The sequence below is a fragment of the Bacteroides sp. ET489 genome (genome assembly GCF_030518095.1).
Taxonomy (GTDB): domain Bacteria; phylum Bacteroidota; class Bacteroidia; order Bacteroidales; family Bacteroidaceae; genus Bacteroides; species Bacteroides ndongoniae.
The window spans coordinates 63,926-80,171 of record NZ_JAULLJ010000019.1 but is presented as its reverse complement, the minus strand read 5'-3'; the positions used below and the strand labels follow the sequence as shown (position 1 = coordinate 80,171).

At 46.7% G+C, this 16,246-nt stretch carries 14 protein-coding genes and 1 tRNA gene; 6 read left to right on the top strand and 9 right to left on the bottom strand.

Annotated features, from left to right (window positions below; all coding sequences use genetic code 11):
• Positions 1-133: 133 nt before the first annotated feature.
• From Q3C19_RS11565 to Q3C19_RS11540, 6 genes are all read right to left on the bottom strand, one after another.
• A complete protein-coding gene (locus Q3C19_RS11565; RefSeq protein ID WP_302729449.1) occupies positions 134-1,024 on the bottom strand; it encodes a hypothetical protein in 891 nt (296 codons plus the stop codon).
• Between the two features lie 3 nt (positions 1,025-1,027).
• Complete coding sequence (locus tag Q3C19_RS11560; protein WP_302729447.1) at positions 1,028-2,197, bottom strand: hypothetical protein; 1,170 nt, start codon at positions 2,195-2,197, stop codon at positions 1,028-1,030.
• A 225-nt stretch (positions 2,198-2,422) separates the two neighbouring features.
• Complete coding sequence (locus tag Q3C19_RS11555; RefSeq protein WP_004326283.1) at positions 2,423-3,643, bottom strand: site-specific integrase; 1,221 nt, start codon at positions 3,641-3,643, stop codon at positions 2,423-2,425.
• A 244-nt stretch (positions 3,644-3,887) separates the two neighbouring features.
• Positions 3,888-3,960, bottom strand: a tRNA-Lys gene (locus Q3C19_RS11550).
• A gap of 58 nt (positions 3,961-4,018) precedes the next feature.
• Positions 4,019-5,179: an AI-2E family transporter gene (locus Q3C19_RS11545; protein ID WP_277122930.1), complete on the bottom strand. Its 1,161-nt coding sequence runs from the start codon at positions 5,177-5,179 to the stop codon at positions 4,019-4,021.
• Between the two features lie 13 nt (positions 5,180-5,192).
• The gene (locus tag Q3C19_RS11540; RefSeq protein ID WP_022161622.1) at positions 5,193-5,813 is read right to left on the bottom strand and encodes a thymidine kinase; all 621 of its coding nucleotides are present in this window, start codon (positions 5,811-5,813) and stop codon (positions 5,193-5,195) included.
• 113 nt (positions 5,814-5,926) lie between these two features.
• Between Q3C19_RS11540 and Q3C19_RS11535 the strand changes: the two genes are divergently transcribed.
• The 5 genes from Q3C19_RS11535 to Q3C19_RS11515 all read left to right on the top strand — a co-directional run bounded on the left by Q3C19_RS11535 (position 5,927) and on the right by Q3C19_RS11515 (position 9,748).
• A complete protein-coding gene (locus tag Q3C19_RS11535) occupies positions 5,927-6,556 on the top strand; it encodes a hypothetical protein (protein WP_302729439.1) in 630 nt (209 codons plus the stop codon).
• 16 nt (positions 6,557-6,572) lie between these two features.
• Complete coding sequence (gene rsmI, locus Q3C19_RS11530; RefSeq protein ID WP_022161620.1) at positions 6,573-7,250, top strand: 16S rRNA (cytidine(1402)-2'-O)-methyltransferase; 678 nt, start codon at positions 6,573-6,575, stop codon at positions 7,248-7,250.
• A gap of 39 nt (positions 7,251-7,289) precedes the next feature.
• Positions 7,290-8,168: a hypothetical protein gene (locus Q3C19_RS11525; RefSeq protein ID WP_302729437.1), complete on the top strand. Its 879-nt coding sequence runs from the start codon at positions 7,290-7,292 to the stop codon at positions 8,166-8,168.
• 171 nt (positions 8,169-8,339) lie between these two features.
• Positions 8,340-9,032, top strand: coding sequence for a YjjG family noncanonical pyrimidine nucleotidase (locus tag Q3C19_RS11520; RefSeq protein WP_302729435.1), 693 nt, complete (start codon positions 8,340-8,342; stop codon positions 9,030-9,032).
• 59 nt (positions 9,033-9,091) lie between these two features.
• Complete coding sequence (locus Q3C19_RS11515; protein WP_277122923.1) at positions 9,092-9,748, top strand: MarC family protein; 657 nt, start codon at positions 9,092-9,094, stop codon at positions 9,746-9,748.
• Positions 9,749-9,788: 40 nt separating this feature from the next.
• On the opposite strand, the gene Q3C19_RS11510 is transcribed toward Q3C19_RS11515, so the two are convergent.
• Entirely contained in the window at positions 9,789-11,417 is a 1,629-nt protein-coding gene (locus Q3C19_RS11510; RefSeq protein ID WP_302729432.1) for a VapE domain-containing protein, read from the bottom strand.
• A gap of 598 nt (positions 11,418-12,015) precedes the next feature.
• Here Q3C19_RS11510 and Q3C19_RS11505 point away from each other — a divergent pair.
• Complete coding sequence (locus tag Q3C19_RS11505; RefSeq protein WP_277120861.1) at positions 12,016-12,939, top strand: PD-(D/E)XK nuclease family transposase; 924 nt, start codon at positions 12,016-12,018, stop codon at positions 12,937-12,939.
• Positions 12,940-13,845: 906 nt separating this feature from the next.
• Here Q3C19_RS11505 and Q3C19_RS11500 read toward each other — a convergent pair.
• Positions 13,846-14,661 carry a hypothetical protein gene (locus Q3C19_RS11500; RefSeq protein WP_302729430.1) on the bottom strand — a complete coding sequence of 272 codons (816 nt, stop codon included), beginning with the start codon at positions 14,659-14,661 and terminating at the stop codon, positions 13,846-13,848.
• Positions 14,662-14,696: 35 nt separating this feature from the next.
• Complete coding sequence (locus tag Q3C19_RS11495) at positions 14,697-16,226, bottom strand: RagB/SusD family nutrient uptake outer membrane protein (RefSeq protein WP_302729428.1); 1,530 nt, start codon at positions 16,224-16,226, stop codon at positions 14,697-14,699.
• Positions 16,227-16,246 lie beyond the last annotated feature (20 nt).

Genomic DNA, 16,246 nt, shown 5'->3' with positions numbered 1-16,246 from the left:
CAGGATGAGTCTGACCTCAATGCGTTCAGCCGGATCTGTGGCTGTTTTCCAGTATAGAGTGTTCGATTTGTTCGTACTTGTATTGTCTTTATGAGAGAATACGGTAGTCATTATACCGCATTCCCCCCGAATGTTATGATTTGATATTTATTTGTTCCTGTGCGGACTCCTTTTTCACAATCCTCAATCTTTTTAGGAGATACAGGAAATATTCACGGTCATAGATCCGGAAAAGAAATTCCTCTGATGTCTCCTTGATATGTCCAATGAAAGTTACTGATTCCCGGTTGGGAGGATATTGAAGGAAGTGTCCGTCTGAAATAAGAGTGAGTTTCTTACGAGATACATAGTCTATCAGTTCGTCCGGAGTTTCGTACCGTCCTTTTCCTTTATAGAACTGGAAATGGTTACTGCGAAGACTTCTCAGAATATTCGCCATGTCCATCCTTGTCTGTTTGGAGTCTGACTGGATGACAAGATTACAGATGAATGCAGGCTGTTTTCCATCCACAGAAAAGTAATAAGGAATAAGTTTAAGGCAATCCGATTTACTTGAAACAGAATGTAAAGGATTGACTTTTAGAATTGTTGCTTTTCTATTCATGATTTTCATGCATCGGTCAATTTGTCTGTCTAATTCATTTTTCGGAGTTTTTATAGAGCGCAGTCCATGAAAATAGCGCCTGTCTCGCTCAAAGTGGAAAGGATATATATTTACATAGTGCGGTTCATCAACAAAAAATGAACCGTCCCTTAAATATAACAAAGGTGTATCATCTGTAAAGTAAAAGAAGTCTTCTTCAGTGATTTCCTTGAATGGCCTCTCCAAAGATTCACGATAAATACGTAACATCTTTTCAATTCTAAATCGGGGAATGGCAATCAGAAAAGGGTTATTCTCCCGTATTCGCAGCTCCTCAAGAGTTTCACCGCCATGGTCATTGTGGATTCCATCGGCCATGCGAGTCAGGCATTTTCCGTTGAAGTAGCGGGAATCGATTACATATTTCAATTGGTCTTTCATGTCTTATAGGTTTTGAAGGTTCAACACTCTTTTGACGGCATATACAGCATTCTGCGTAAGCTGCTGTTGCCATGCCTGGTATCTCGGTGACCATTTGAAACCGTATGATTTCAGTTCTTTTCGCTTCTGGTCATCCGGAATACTGTCAAACAGGATTTGCAGGCGGTCTGCCTCATAGTTCCATACCAGCGTTCCGCCTTCAAATTTCAATTCACGGTTTTCCCGTTCTCTGATTTCCTGAAGTTTCAGTCTGGCCTGCCGTGCCATTTCCGGCAGTTGAAAGAAACGGTTCCGTGGAGTGATAACCGGTTTTTTGCATTGCGTATTGAAGTCTGTAATGAAGTCCACCGCTTTCTGTACGATTTCCACTTCTCCTTTTCCTGCATAGGTGCTTACCTTATTAAGGATGCTGCTGACGAACAGGGCACGGCTGTATCCTCTTGCTTTACCGGTATCAATATCATGAATGGTCTGTGCGCTACTTGCAATGTCACGCTTCAGGCGGTTCCATGCCTCCTCCTGCTTCTGTTCTTCCGGTTTGGCAGCCTCTTTTATCCTTTTCATGGCAGCCTTGAAGCGGTTACGCCAGTCATGAAATTCATCAAATCTGTTCTGGTATGCGTCCAAGGCCTTGTTGTTGCGCTGGCAGTTGAACTTGGCAGGCCCTGTCACCATCGGACTGGCACATCGTGAGAGACTGCCCAAAAGGGCGGAGAACTTACTGTGGTATGCACTGACATACTCGTTCTGCTTTTCTTCCGGAATCTGTTTCAGATCCTCTACAAGTTGTTTTTCATATTGCATGATGTCTGTTTCCGCCCTTGCTTCAGGTTCGAAGGAACTCCATCTATACGCGTTGTATGCAGCATCAAGCAGGTCTTCCAGATAGCCGGGATACAGGAATTCCACAGCTTCCCATTTTTCAAATTCAGACGGATGAAGTTCTGTTTCCCCGTCTGCCGCTTCGATTGTGTGTACATAGGACCCCATTCCCGTACAGCGTTTACGGAAATGAAAAAGGACGGCTTCGTCATCCGTCCCTTGTTCTCTGATTTTCTTCACTCGGTAAGCATTCTTTCTTGTCAACGTGACAACCGTCTGTTTTCCGGTCTTGTCCTTCATGAGGTCTGCTACTGTACCTTCACATACCTTCTTTCCAACTTCTTCAGTCATATTCTTTTATTTAAATTAGACATGACCGGCTCCGTGGAGCCAGTATTTCAATTTCTTACTGGCCCGGCTGTTCTTTGCCAATGACCGGTGCAAGGCTTGGCAGAAAAAAATACCGGAGCGAAGCGAGGATGATTTTTTTCCAGCCAACCAGCCCGACAGGGCTGCCTTGCACAGTCAGTGGCAAAGGGCGATATTTGCTGTAAGAAATGAAATAATGTTTGAAAATTATATCGCAAACTTGTTTTGCAATACTTTCATTTCATTGGCAATGGTAGAATTCATGATTTTGGCATAAATACGAGTTGTACGAATGTCCGTATGTCCTAACATTTTGGCAATGGATTCCAATGACACCTTATTTGCAATAGCCAGTGATGCAAATGTATGTCTTGCAATATGTGTTGAAAGATTCTTTTGAATGCCACATACATCAGCTATTTCTTTCAAATAACTGTTCATTCGTTGGTTGCTGGGAACAGGAAGTAATAATCCTTTTTCATTGCAGATTGGATTTGACTGATATTTCTCTAAAATAAGTCTTGGTATATCCAACAATGGAATGTCACACATATTATCGGTCTTTTCCCTTGCTTTTCTTATCCACCACTCACCATTATCTGCCTGTACAAGGTGTTCCTTTTTCAGATTCTTTACGTCTGTGAAAGCCAAACCGGTGAAGCAACAGAAGATGAATATGTCCCTTACGGTTTGTAATCGTTGAATATCAAAATCTTTATTGATGATTTTGCGAAGTTCCATTTCGTTTAAGAATTCACGGTTACACTTGGTCTGTTTGAAGTGTATTTCTGCAAACGGATCATCAGTTATCCACTTCTTTATCAATGCAGTTTTGATGATTTTCTTTAAATTCTTCAGATATTTCACTGTCGCATTTTGCGCACAGTTTTTCTGTATTTTAATGAAATGTTCGAATTTGGTTATAAATTCATAGTTGATTGATTTTAATGGAATATCAGCCAGTTTATACTGTTCACTGATAAACTCCTTCAAATATCTTGCTGTACGTTCGTATCGAAGTACAGTACCTTCGGCATATTCCTTGTTCATCAATTCCCGATATTCTGAATTGTGTTCCTGGAATACTTCAAGCAGCATTTTGGGAGTAGAGTGTTCTCCATAATAGATATTTTTTATAATATCTGCTGTAATAGGTTTACCGTCCTGCTCAAGTTCACGGTGAATTTGAAGGATTTTAGTTCTTATCGTATCAAGATAGTGGTTTATTTCTTGATACTTCTTTTCCCTGCCAATCGCGCATTCTTTTTGCGTATTCCATTTTGTAACATCTATACTTCGCTTGATTTGTACCTCTGCACGTTTTCCGTTTATTGTGATACGCATACAGATTGGTGCTTCTCCATTTTTAAGCAGCTTTGATTTCTTCAGGAAAAACAATACCGTAAAATAGTTTCTTTGCATTGCCATACTCTTCTTTTTTTGATGGTGTAAAAATACATGTTTTGAAAAGAGTTTGTTTTATGCAAAACACAGAAAATCAGTGAAATATAATCCAATCAGGTGGACTTTTTTTTAAGTGAAAATCAAGTCCACCTATTTCACCTCCTTTGGGATGGCGTATTCTGCCTCAATTTGCAGTATGGATAAAAAGAAAAACCGCTAATAATGATTGATTATCAGCGGTTTTCATTGTTTTGCTTTTTTGTTTGAGTGATCCGCTTGGGGCTCGAACCCAAGACCCCAACATTAAAAGTGTTGTGCTCTACCTGCTGAGCTAGCGAATCAAACCTGTTTGCTATCATTTCCTGATTGCGAGTGCAAAGGTAGGGATTTTTTTTGAATCTACAAGGGTTTTGATGATTTTTTTTCGTCTTCTATATCACTTTTTTTACATGTCTCCTGATTATCAGTGATTTCCACCTTACTAATTTTTTCCCGGTTAATGATGAAACGTTGGTAATAAGAGAGCATCAGGGTAGTAAGGGGAAGGGCAATGATCATACCCAGCATCCCCATCAGCGAACCCCATACCGACAGAGATAGCAGAATGATGGCCGGATTGAGCCCTGTGATCTTTCCCATCACACGCGGCACGATGAAGCCGTCCTGGATAATCTGTACGACAACAAAGACGGCAAGTGCGGCAGCCAGAATAAGCCAGAAATTGCCTCCGGTGTCGGCTGCTTTCAGGATAGCCAGTATGATGGTAGGGATAAAGCCGATGATTTGCAGGTATGGAACCAGGTTTAAAGCTCCGATGAATAGTCCCAGACCAATGGCCATCGGGAAGTCGATGATGAGGAAACCGATGCTGAACAGAATGCCTACGCACAAGGCAACGAAGGCCTGTCCGCGGAAGTAACGGTTCATGCCGTTTTTAACGTCATTCAGTAAGTCGGTCACGAACTTGCGATATTTTACGGGTACAAGATAGGGCCATCCTTCAGAAATGCTTTCATAGTCGAGCAGGATGAACACTATATATAATAGGATAATAAAGAAGGTGAACACGCTGAACAGCAGGTTGACAGACTCGGAAAGTATGGTCCATACGCCAGGTAAAGTTTCCTTTAGTGCAGCCAGCAGGTCCTTTTCGTTGAATATCTGTATCAGTAAGCGGGTATCAATGTTTTCGCGCAGGAAGTCGGACAACGACTTGGGGACGTTTCCGCCTGTAGTAGTGCTCGAAAAGTATTCAATCAGCAGATCCTTCACTCGCCCGAATTCTTCTATCATGGGCGGTACCAGCAGGAAAAAAGTGGCTACACCTACCAGCACAATACTGAGCAATGCGCAGAAGATGGAGACAACCCTGTTCTTAAGCCGAAGCTTATACTGAAAGAAGGTGACCAGCGGATATATCAGATAGGCTATCAGCCAGGCAATGAAGAAGGGAAGAAGCACGCCGCTCAGGCGTTCGAGCAGCATAAGAATACCGATGATGATAGCGCCGATGATGACGCCGCGGATGAAGCTGTCGAAAGTGATTTTCTTGCGTTCCATATTCTGACGTTTTTTAGGAGTGGGGCAGGGGATTGTCGTTGTGCTTACGGTCTTCGGCTATGGCTTGCTGGTAGCACGAGCGACACAGTGGCTCGTATTCTTCGGTTTCGCCAAGCAGCACCTGTTTGTCGTTCTTTACGGTACGGTGCGAGAAGGCGGCCAGTTGTCCGCATTTCACGCAGATGGCATGAACTTTCGAAACTTCGTCGGCAATGGCACACAGTCCCGGCATCGGTCCGAACGGACGGCCACGGAAGTCCATGTCAAGTCCTGCCACGATGACACGGATGCCATTGTTGGCCAGCTGGTTACAGACGTCAATCAGTCCGTCGTCGAAGAACTGGGCTTCGTCGATACCTACCACGTCTACTTCCGAGGTGAACAGCAGGATGCTGGCCGACGAGTCGATGGGAGTCGAGGAGATAGAGTGGCCTTCGTGCGACACTACGTCTTCTTCCGAGTAGCGTGTATCAATGGCGGGCTTGTAGATTTCGACCCGCTGTTTGGCAAACTTGGCGCGCTTGAGGCGGCGTATCAGTTCTTCAGTCTTTCCGGAGAACATGGAGCCGCAAATGACTTCGATTCTGCCCCGGCGCTTGGTTTCCTGTATATGATCTTCCGAGAATAGTACCATGTCTTTATACTGTTATGTTGGCTACAAAAGTAATACTTTTGTTGGCTTTAAGATATTATTTCATTATTTATTTCTACATTTGTGGCATTAACATGGATGGACATTGAAAGGTTATGCAGACTTTATTGACAGACATTGAACTGGATATTCAGGAATTGAAATGTGTGATGCAAGCCGTTGAGCAAGGAAATAATCCGGCTTTGCGCGAAGTAGCCAGACGGAATATCCGTCAGATGCAGGCTCGTTTGAGCGAATTGGAGCGCCTGCTTGACGAGACGACTGCAACTACTTCGGTCGAAACGGCAGCTGTGGCAGAAGCTGTTCCGACAGCTGAGCCGGTAACACATGAAGCTCCGGTTGAGGCCGATCTGGAAGAACCTGTGCCGACTCCGGTTGTTGTTCCGGTGTTTCAGGAAGAACCGGTAGAACCGGCACCTGCCGAAGAGCAAGCACATGTCCCTGTCGAAGAAGTAGTTCCTACCGTACAGTCTACTTCCATCCTGGCCGAGCGTATCAGACCCGCTACCGACCTACGCCACGCCATCAGCCTGAACGACGCTTTCCGTTTCACGCGCGAACTGTTCAAAGGCGACGGGGCGCGGATGAATGAAGTGGTGGAGCAACTGGGCAATGCAGCTACGCTGGACGAAGCGTTGCGCATATTCTATTCGACCGTGGTGCCCGATGAGGAAAACGAGGCAACCGCTGATTTTATCGAACTTCTTAAGAAATACTTCAGTTAAAGCAGACTATAAAGATATGGGAAAACTGTATGTAGTGCCTACCCCTGTAGGAAATCTGGAGGACATGACCTTCCGCGCCATTCGCATATTGAAAGAAGCCGATCTGGTGCTGGCCGAGGACACTCGGACCTCAGGCATTTTGCTGAAACACTTCGAAATTAAGAACGCCATGCAATCTCACCACAAGTTCAATGAACATAAAACGGTGGAAAGTGTTGTTAATAGAATAAGGGGGGGCGAAACTGTAGCTTTGATATCCGATGCAGGTACGCCGGGCATTTCCGATCCGGGCTTCCTGCTGGTACGCGAATGCGTGCGTGCAGGTATCGAGGTGCAATGCCTGCCTGGGGCGACGGCTTTCGTGCCGGCTCTGGTGGCTTCGGGATTACCCAATGAGAAGTTCTGCTTCGAGGGTTTTTTGCCACAGAAGAAAGGACGGATGACTCGCTTGAAAGCATTGGCCGAGGAACCACGCACGATGGTGTTCTACGAGTCGCCCTATCGTTTGCTGAAGGCTTTGACCCAGTTTGCCGAGTTCTTTGGAACCGAGCGGCAGGCATCCGTGTCGAGAGAAATATCGAAAGTGCACGAAGAAACCGTGCGGGGCACTTTGGGCGAACTGATAGAACACTTCACGGCCAATGAACCCCGTGGTGAAATAGTAATTGTAGTAGCAGGAATAGACGATAAATAAACACTTTTATTAATTCAAACGTAAGGAAAGGAAAAACGTATGAAAAAGTTTGCAGTATTAGTGGCATGCACGGCTGCGTTGGTATCGTGCAACAATTTTTCGGGAGGGAACAACGACCGTTTGCAGGCCGAAAACGATTCGCTCTTGATGGAGCTGAACCAGCGCAATACCGAGCTGGACGAGATGATGGGAACATTCAACGAAATTTCGGAAGGATTCCGTCAGATCAATGCGGCTGAAAACCGGGTGGATTTGCAGCGTGGAGCCGTTGCCGAAGGCTCGCTGAGTGCTAAGGAACAGATTGCTTCCGACATCGAATTCATCCGCAAGCAGATGGAAGAAAACAAGGAACAGATTGCTAAATTGCAGGCAATGCTGAAGAACAGTAAGAACAACTCGGCTCAGTTGAAGAAAGCTGTTGAATCGCTGACTCAGGAGCTGGTTGTAAAAACGCAACGCATCGAAGAATTGCAGGCCGAACTGGCTTCGAAGAACATCCGCATACAGGAACTGGATGCCGCCGTATCTGATCTGACGGCTGCCAAGGAAGAACTGACCACTGAGAACGAAGCCAAGGCGAAGACCGTGGCCGAACAAGACAAGGCTCTGAACACCGCTTGGTTTGTTTTCGGAACGAAGAAAGAGCTGAAGGACCAGAAGATTCTGTCCAATACAGGTCTGTTTAAGAAAGGTGAGGTAATGCAGGATGCCGATGTCAACAAGGACTACTTCACTCAGGTAGACATCCGTACGACGAAGGAAATCAAGCTTTATTCGAAAGATGCCGAAATTCTGACTACGCATCCTGCTGGCTCGTATGCGCTCGACAAGGACAACAAAGGCCAGCTGATTCTGAAGATTACCAATCCGAAAGATTTCTGGAGCGTATCCAAGTACCTCGTTATTCAGGTAAAATAAGTCTAATTTTATTCTATTAATTTCGGGTACGGGCTGTACGGATTGCAGCGGAACACTTCGACTGTTCCGTCTGCACTGTGTGCAGCCCGTTTTTTTGAGACGTACAGGCTTTAACCCTCTTATGACTGAACTCTTCTGCCTGAACCTTTTCCTGTTTCAATCCATATACGCATGGCATATAAGAATCTGTTCTTCGACCTTGATGATACGTTGTGGGCTTTCACGCAGAATGCCCGCGATACGTTCGAGGAATTGTACGACAAGTATCGTTACGACCGTTTTTTCCATTCCTTCCAACATTACTATACGCTCTACCAGCAGCACAACCTGGAGCTGTGGGCTGCATACGGGCGCGGGCAGCTGACCAAGGACGAACTGAACCGTCAGCGCTTTCTTTATCCGCTCGAAGCTGTCGGTGCGGGCGATGCCGAGTTGGCAAAAGCCTTTACGGACGATTTCTTTACCCTGATACCTACCAAGAGTGGACTGATGCCGCATGCGCGCGAGGTGCTCGAATACCTGCATCCACGCTACAACCTGTACATCCTGTCCAATGGTTTTCAGGAGTTGCAATGCCGCAAGATGCGTTCGGCCGGTATCGACCGTTACTTCAAAAAGGTAGTCCTGTCCGATGATATCGGCGTGCTGAAACCCCGTGCTGCCATCTTCCATTTTGCTCTTTCGGCCACCCAGTCGCAGTTGGGCGAGTCGCTGATGATAGGCGACAGTTGGGAGAACGACGTGGCTGGAGCTGCCGGTGTGGGCATGCATCAGGTGTTCTACAACGTCTCAGGCAACAGCCCTCTTCCTTTTAGGCCTACTTATCGGATAACCGATTTGAAAGATTTGCTCGGAATCTTGTAGCACATGTCAGATTTAGTCGTATTTTTGTGTATTCAATACTATGCTTAAATTTCTGTATTATGGAAACCCTTATTCCTTTTGCATTGCTTTGCTTTACGTCTTTTTTCACACTGACCAATCCGCTCGGCACCATGCCTGTGTTTCTGACCATGACTCAGGGTATGACGGAGCGTGAACGCCGTTCAGTTGTTTCGCGTGCTACGCTGGTGGCATTCATCACCATCATGGTATTTACTTTCGCGGGCCAGTTTCTCTTCAAGTTCTTCGGTATCTCGACCAACGGTTTCCGTATAGCCGGCGGAGTCATCATCTTTAAGATAGGTTACGACATGCTGCAGGCACGCTATACGCCGATGAAGCTGAAGGACGAGGAAATCAAAACCTATGCCGACGACATCTCCATTACGCCGCTTGGCATCCCCATGCTTTGCGGACCGGGTGCCATTGCCAATGCTATTGTGCTGATGCAGGATGCCAACACCTTTGCCATGAAGGGAGTGTTGATAGGCATGATTGCCTTCATCTATCTGCTTACATTCTTTATCCTGCGTGCTTCTACCCGCTTGGTAAATGTGCTGGGCGAGACGGGCAACAACGTGATGATGCGTCTGATGGGTCTGATTCTGATGGTAATCGCCGTTGAGTGTTTCGTGGGTGGTGCGAAACCGATTCTGGTCGAGATACTGAAGGAAGGTATACCGGGTATTACTCAGTAAGGTACTTGTTTGTCTCGTGTGAGATACAGGTGTTTATAGCTTATTCCACCGTTTTTACCCAATACCCGTTCCCATACTTCGTATGCACCCTGCGCCCCAACTGCGCCAGCAGGCGGGCGAACGACGTACACGAACAGTCCTTCAGAGCAGCAGGATTCTTCTTCTTCACAGTTGTATAAATATCCGCCGCCGACATTAATCTTGCACCCTGCTCGCCCGGCTCGGCGAAGCGGAAGCACGAGCTGACCAGTTCTTCGGCGGGTGTAACGCGGTAGAACGGGCGATTGGCTTGCTGAATCTCGTTTTCCTCTTCCTTGCTGAACCAGCAGCGTTCGCCGTTCTCCAACTCGTGCAGCAGCTGGGCGTAGAGTTGTTCATAATCCACCGGCGTGGTGCAATCAATGGGGTGTTCCACCTCCACACAGATAAAGCGACGGCTGCCCGAAAGGTCGGTCAGCAGGTCGCGGCGGTTGCTGGTGCCGATGAAGGAGGCGATGCGGGGCAGCGGCTCTGCCGTGCGGCGGTAGGCACGGCGTACGCGCAAGGCTTCCATCTGCATCAGGTTCTTCAGCTGGGGCACCCGGCTGGCGGGCAGGCGGTCGAACTCATCCAGGTTGATGAGTCCGTACGAGGCCAGTTTGTTCTCCGCCGCCGTGGCGTTGGTCAGGTCGAAGCTTTCGGTAAAGTAGTCGCGCAGTTGGGACGGGAGCAGCAGGCGGCAGAAGGTAGATTTGCCCAAACCTTGTGCGGTGCTGATTAAGAGCGGTGCCACACTGTTGGCACGGCGTCCCTCTCCGCCACGGCCCGTCCACTGGGCGGTGACAGCCAGCATCCAGCGGTGGAAAGCACGTGTCCAAAGGTCGCTGTCGGACACCCGTTTGGCCAGTTCGGTCACGCGGTCGGTGCCGTCCCATGCAGGGAGGTGCTTGAAGTAGAGGTCGAACGGATGGTAGGCCTGCACGTGGTCGGACTCCACGTAGCGTTTCACGTCCCGGTCCCAACAGTCCACGCCGTTGTTGATGGCGTCGAGGGCGATGCCGTTCAGCGTGCGGTTGTCCACGGGGGTATAAATAAGGTGGTGCGGATCGGCTGTGCTGGTAGTGTCCAAGCGGGCGCACTCCGTACGTTCCGTCAGCAGGTTGTAGCGGAAGGCGTAGTGTAGTTTCAGGTAGCGCGTCAGGCGTTGCATCATCTGTTGCTGGCGCGAGGGCTTTTCGGGTTGGGCAGAAGATTCTTCAGCAGGTGCGGCAACATCTTCTTTTGGTGTGTTTTTTAGCGTATCTTTCACCGTATCCTCTTCAATGACAGGCGGTTGTTCCATCGTCAGGATGCGTGCTTCGGCGGTCTCGTCGGGCTGTGCATCCACCCATTCAATGATTTCGTTCCCACCGTTCAGGCTGAACATGCGTTTCTGTTCGTTCTTGGCACGGTCGTCGGGCGTCCATGTCATGCGGACGCTGAACTCGCCGCCACCCATCACTATAAATACTTCGCCTCCGGGCAGGCGGGTGCAGACGTGTTGCAGGTCGGCGAACAGTTGTTCGTAGGCAGAAGCGGAAGAGGCAGCTGTCATCGTGTCGTTCGTGTTAGTCGTGTCGTTTGTCGTGTTGTCCTTGCGTGCGGTGTTCCACGGAAGGAACCAGCTTTTCAGGTTCGTAATCAGATTCATAGCGATTTTGGGTTTAAGTGATAGTGGACGGGGGACGCGGTTACAGACCCCGAGTTTCCCCGTTCCCTTGTTGACTCGTCAACTCGTCAACTTGTTAACTCGTCAACTTGTCAACCGTTCCCCAAAGATACAAAATCGGAAGTCCTTTGTCAAGTATTTGGCGAGAAATAATCAACAAAAATCAACTTCTTTTTCAAGCACCACGGAGAATGCGGGGGCTTTTGGGGGTCACCACGGAGGACACAGAGTTTCACAGATTAATTTACTCAACTTTCGCAAGCTCAAGTTGCAGTTGACAAGCAACAAGTTGACGAGTTAACAAGGCGTTTGTAGCAAGCCGTTTCAAGCGGCACTTTATCAAACAGGGAGTTCCAGCCTTGTAAACTTGTTAACTGAAGCCTTGTTAACTAATAAGTTGAGCACTTGCGAAACTTAAGTTAATTTATACACACGCACACCCTCCAACGTTTAATCCGTACTAATCCGTGTCATCCGTGGTGAATATCCCCCGTCATGCCGCACGAATATTTCTTTTCAATGTTTGGAAATGTAGCAAGAACTTCGTTTATTTGCGTTATAAACTTCATTTTGAAAGACTATGGCAAATTACATACGTTTCGACTGGGCCATGAAGCGGTTGTTGCGCAATAAGGCCAATTATGCTGTATTGGAAGGACTGCTGACCACGTTGTTGGAAGATAAGGTGAAAATCTGCAAGTTGCTGGAAAGCGAAAGCAACCAGGAGGATGAGTATGACAAGTATAACCGTGTGGACATGCTTGCCGAGGACTCACGGGGCGAACTGATCCTGATAGAAGTGCAAAACAACAACGAGTACGCTTACTTCCAACGTATGCTGTTCGGCACGTCGAAGTTGGTGACGGAATATATCAACCGTGGCGAGGGATATGAAAAGGTGCGCAAGGTGTATAGCGTGAACATCGTCTATTTCTCGTTAGGGCACGGAAAGGACTTTGTCTATCATGGCAAGACGGAGTTCCGTGGCATTCACGAAGGAGACCTGTTGGAGCTTTCGCCCTTCCAGCGTCAGACTTTCAAGGTCGATCAGGTGAGCCAGCTCTATCCGGAGTACTACATACTGAAGGTGAACGACTTCAACCGCGTTGCAAAAACTCCTTTGGAAGAATGGATTTATTACCTGAACACGGGCGAAGTGCCGGAAGGTGCCACCGCACCGGGCCTGGACACCGTGAAGGAACAGTTGCAACTGGACCGCATGAGTCAGGATGAACTGAAAGCCTATTATCGTCACTTGGACAATATCGTCATCCTTCGGGACAATATCCAGACAGAACGGGCCGAAGGAAGGGCCGAAGGTAGGGCTGAAGGAAGAGAAGAAGGATTGGCCGAAGGTAGAGCTGAAGGAAGAGCTGAAGGAAGAGCTGAAGGTGCCAAGGAAGAGCGTCTAAAAAACGCTACTGCCATGAAAGCTGCCGGCATTCCAATCGAAACAATAGCCCAAATCACCGGACTCACAGTCGAGGAAATCAAAACTTTGTAAACGGTCACTGAACCACGGAGGACACGGCTATTCAGTTTTGTTTCACTACGGATTACACTGATTTCACAGATTAATTTATACACATGCACCCCTCCAAACGTTTAATCCGTGCTAATCCGTGTCATCTGTGGTGTTATTACCGGTTTGCCACGTGAAGTTTCACCGTAATCTTTTAATAATGAGTCGTTTGTGGTGAAAGGTGGATACGCGGACTACACGGAATGAGCGGATGAACGCGGATTTTAATTATTCATTTTAATTCATTTTTAATTTTTAATTGAATCAACGTGAAGCTTTATCTTTCACCACATCCGTCTGATTTTCAGCACTAATTTTCCTTGTTGAAAGCGTGAACCCAATTTCTCCTTTTCTCCTTTTCATCTGTTCGTCCGTCCCCTCCGCGTCGTCCGCGTATCTATCCTTCACCCACTAAAGTGCTACTTGGTGCTTGTAACCACCTACTTTAGCGGCATAACATCGGTAGTTAGCCGGCCCAACAAGCAATGCTGCCGAGTCTGACAAGCAATCCCGTCGAGTTTTACAAACAATGCTGTCAGGTTTTACCTGCAAAGTCCGCGGGTTTGGTAAGCAAAGCCCGTGAGTATTGCCTGCAACTCCCGCGCGTATGGCAAGCGTTGCTCGCGTGCCCTGCAAGTGTGGCTCACGAGCCGTGCTTGTGTCGCTCGCGAGCCGTGCAAGTGATATGAGACACTGTTCGTATTTTTTTTGATGTTAAAAGCAAAGGGCATTTCGGCTCTTTTCCATTTGTTTGCAGTAAGCTTAAATCTTTTTACAAGAATTCACACGGTATCTACGTTGAAAAGGGAATTTGCATAGCCAACCTATCCAGATGTAAGTTAGGCTATAGCAAATTCCCTTTTGTTTTACAGAAAATAAGAACTATTATTATTCTATTGTCACAAATGCATAAGCAAAGTGAGGCACTCCGGCGTTACCTCCTTCAACGATAAGGGCTACCAGCGATTCAAAGTTGATGGTTTTACCTTGAATACTTCCTACGTTATCGCCAGAGTATAATTGCCCAGTATTGGGATCTATCATACAATATTGATAAGGCCCATAATTAGGTTCATTGATCACCTGGTTATCGGGGATTGTAACTGTTCCATTCTCAAGGTCGAATATCATTTTGACAGGCTCTAATGGTAATGTCACACCAGCAAAGGATGATAACCCTGTAAGGTAGGCTGTTTTTTCATCCTGTTCATCGGCTACGATTTCTACATTTACTGGAACTACAGGTGATCCTTCTAGACTGAGGTTATAGCCATTTAATGTTTTCTTACCTAGGAAATCGCCCAAGTAATGACTTTCTGTAGTAAAACTCTTTACATCAGACGTTACTATACGATTGGCTGTAAGTGCATAAGCACAGGCGTAAAAAGTAGTTCCAGGAGCCAACGTAGCTTGAATGGTAGCCTGGCTTTCGCTCATATCAGCGGCAACAATGGTAGAGTTGTTCAGGTCGGGCTGTGCCTCTGTACTAATTAGTACTCCGCATTCATATGCTTCAGGCGTTCCTTTTTCATTCAGATCGATTGTGAATGAAGCAGTGTATTTATTCACTGTGACACTTTGTAATGATATGCTTGGTGCGGCAACTTCCGCAACCCTTGTTTCATCAAGGGTTGCATCGGTTTCGCAAGCTGTATTAATGGCAAGCAGGCTGGCTGCCAATATCATTGCTCTTATTTTTTTCATACTCAGATTTCTAAAAATAATAAACTGTAATACTTTTATTTGAATTTGCTTTCAGTCGGTGCGGGATTCTGTTCGGACGCATCAATGGCATCATTGTTATCCAGTTCTTTTAACGGCAACTGATAAAGGAAATACCAACTTCCGGCATCAATAGTATACTGTGCACTCTTAAGGTGGTTGCTGCCTTCATAGTTTCGGTCGATGCCTTTCTTCAGACGCAGATGATCGAACAGTGAGAAACCTTCACCCCACAATTCCAGACGACGTTGCTGATATACGTCATCGGCTGTAACTGAATTTGCTTTCCACGAAGGATCTCTTTGTGACATTAATTCCTTCAATACTTGTGCGGCACCTGTATAGTCACCTTTGTGAGCAAGTGCTTCTGCTTCGGTCAATATCATTTCAGACACGCGCATGTATACGTAGTCGGCTTCCCAGTTAGGTACCTTTTTGAATTTAATGTTGGTATATTCGGGGAATGCAGCCTCTTGCGGAGTATACTGAACGCCCGTGCTGGTGTGTTTGAAGAGCTTTTTTCTAACATCTGTCGGATTCATGGAGTCGTACAGGCGAGCATCAATCTTACGGTACTGACCTACATCGCCACCGTATCCGGCATCATAGGAACACATGAATGAGAAGAACGAAGCGAATGCTGTAGAGGTCTCCGATGTAATGTCGGCACCCCACATCCATTCCTTTGCACCGATGTTATTGAATGCATTGTCTGCCAGCAACTCTTGGGGAGTGTATACGCTGTATCCGGCACGGGCTTTGCGTGCATACGTAATGGCGTCGTCCCAGTTGTTTGTAACCAGACATACGCGTGAGTACAAACCAGCAGCTACTTGTTCATCAATCATGGTTTTGTTGGGGCGTTTCCAACCTGCCAACAGTTCCATACCTGCTTTAAAGTCTTTCTCTACTTGTGCATATACTTTCGACAGAGGAGCACGGCCTGCATACGCATCTGCTGCTTCTTCTGGAGTCAAAACAATGGGCACGCCCGGGGCTTCTTCGTTTCCTACATAAGTCTGTTGGTACATCTGTGCCAAGTAAGCATGAGCGAATGCTCTATATACCAAAGCTTCTCCTCTGTATGCCTTTAAATCAGCATCTTGCACGTCAGTTGAAATCTTCGAAATAATATCATTCGCTTTGTTAATGATAGAATAGAAGAAGTTCCAATAAAAGAAAGGACGTACATATTGTTCTCCCCAATAATCCAACTGATAGTCAAATGTAAACCAACCGCTTCCTGCAACTTCAAATGCGAGGTCGTCGTTCATTACATCGCCTAAGTGGTAGATACTCATCAAGCCAAAATCGTTGTGTACTGTGCTAGAGCTTAATTGCGTATTATATTGATATGTATAATTGTTCAAGCCCAACATTAACGGCTCAACCACTTTGATCAGTGCATCGGGGCTGCTCGAACCGATTTCGTCAATTTCGTCTTTGCTGGCCACTCCGGCATTTTCAGTGTCGAAAAAGTCGTCACCACATGCAGTCAGAAGCGAACATGCAGCAGCCAAAAGGAAAATCTTTCTAAAATATTTCATATACTTTTCTTTTTATCTGT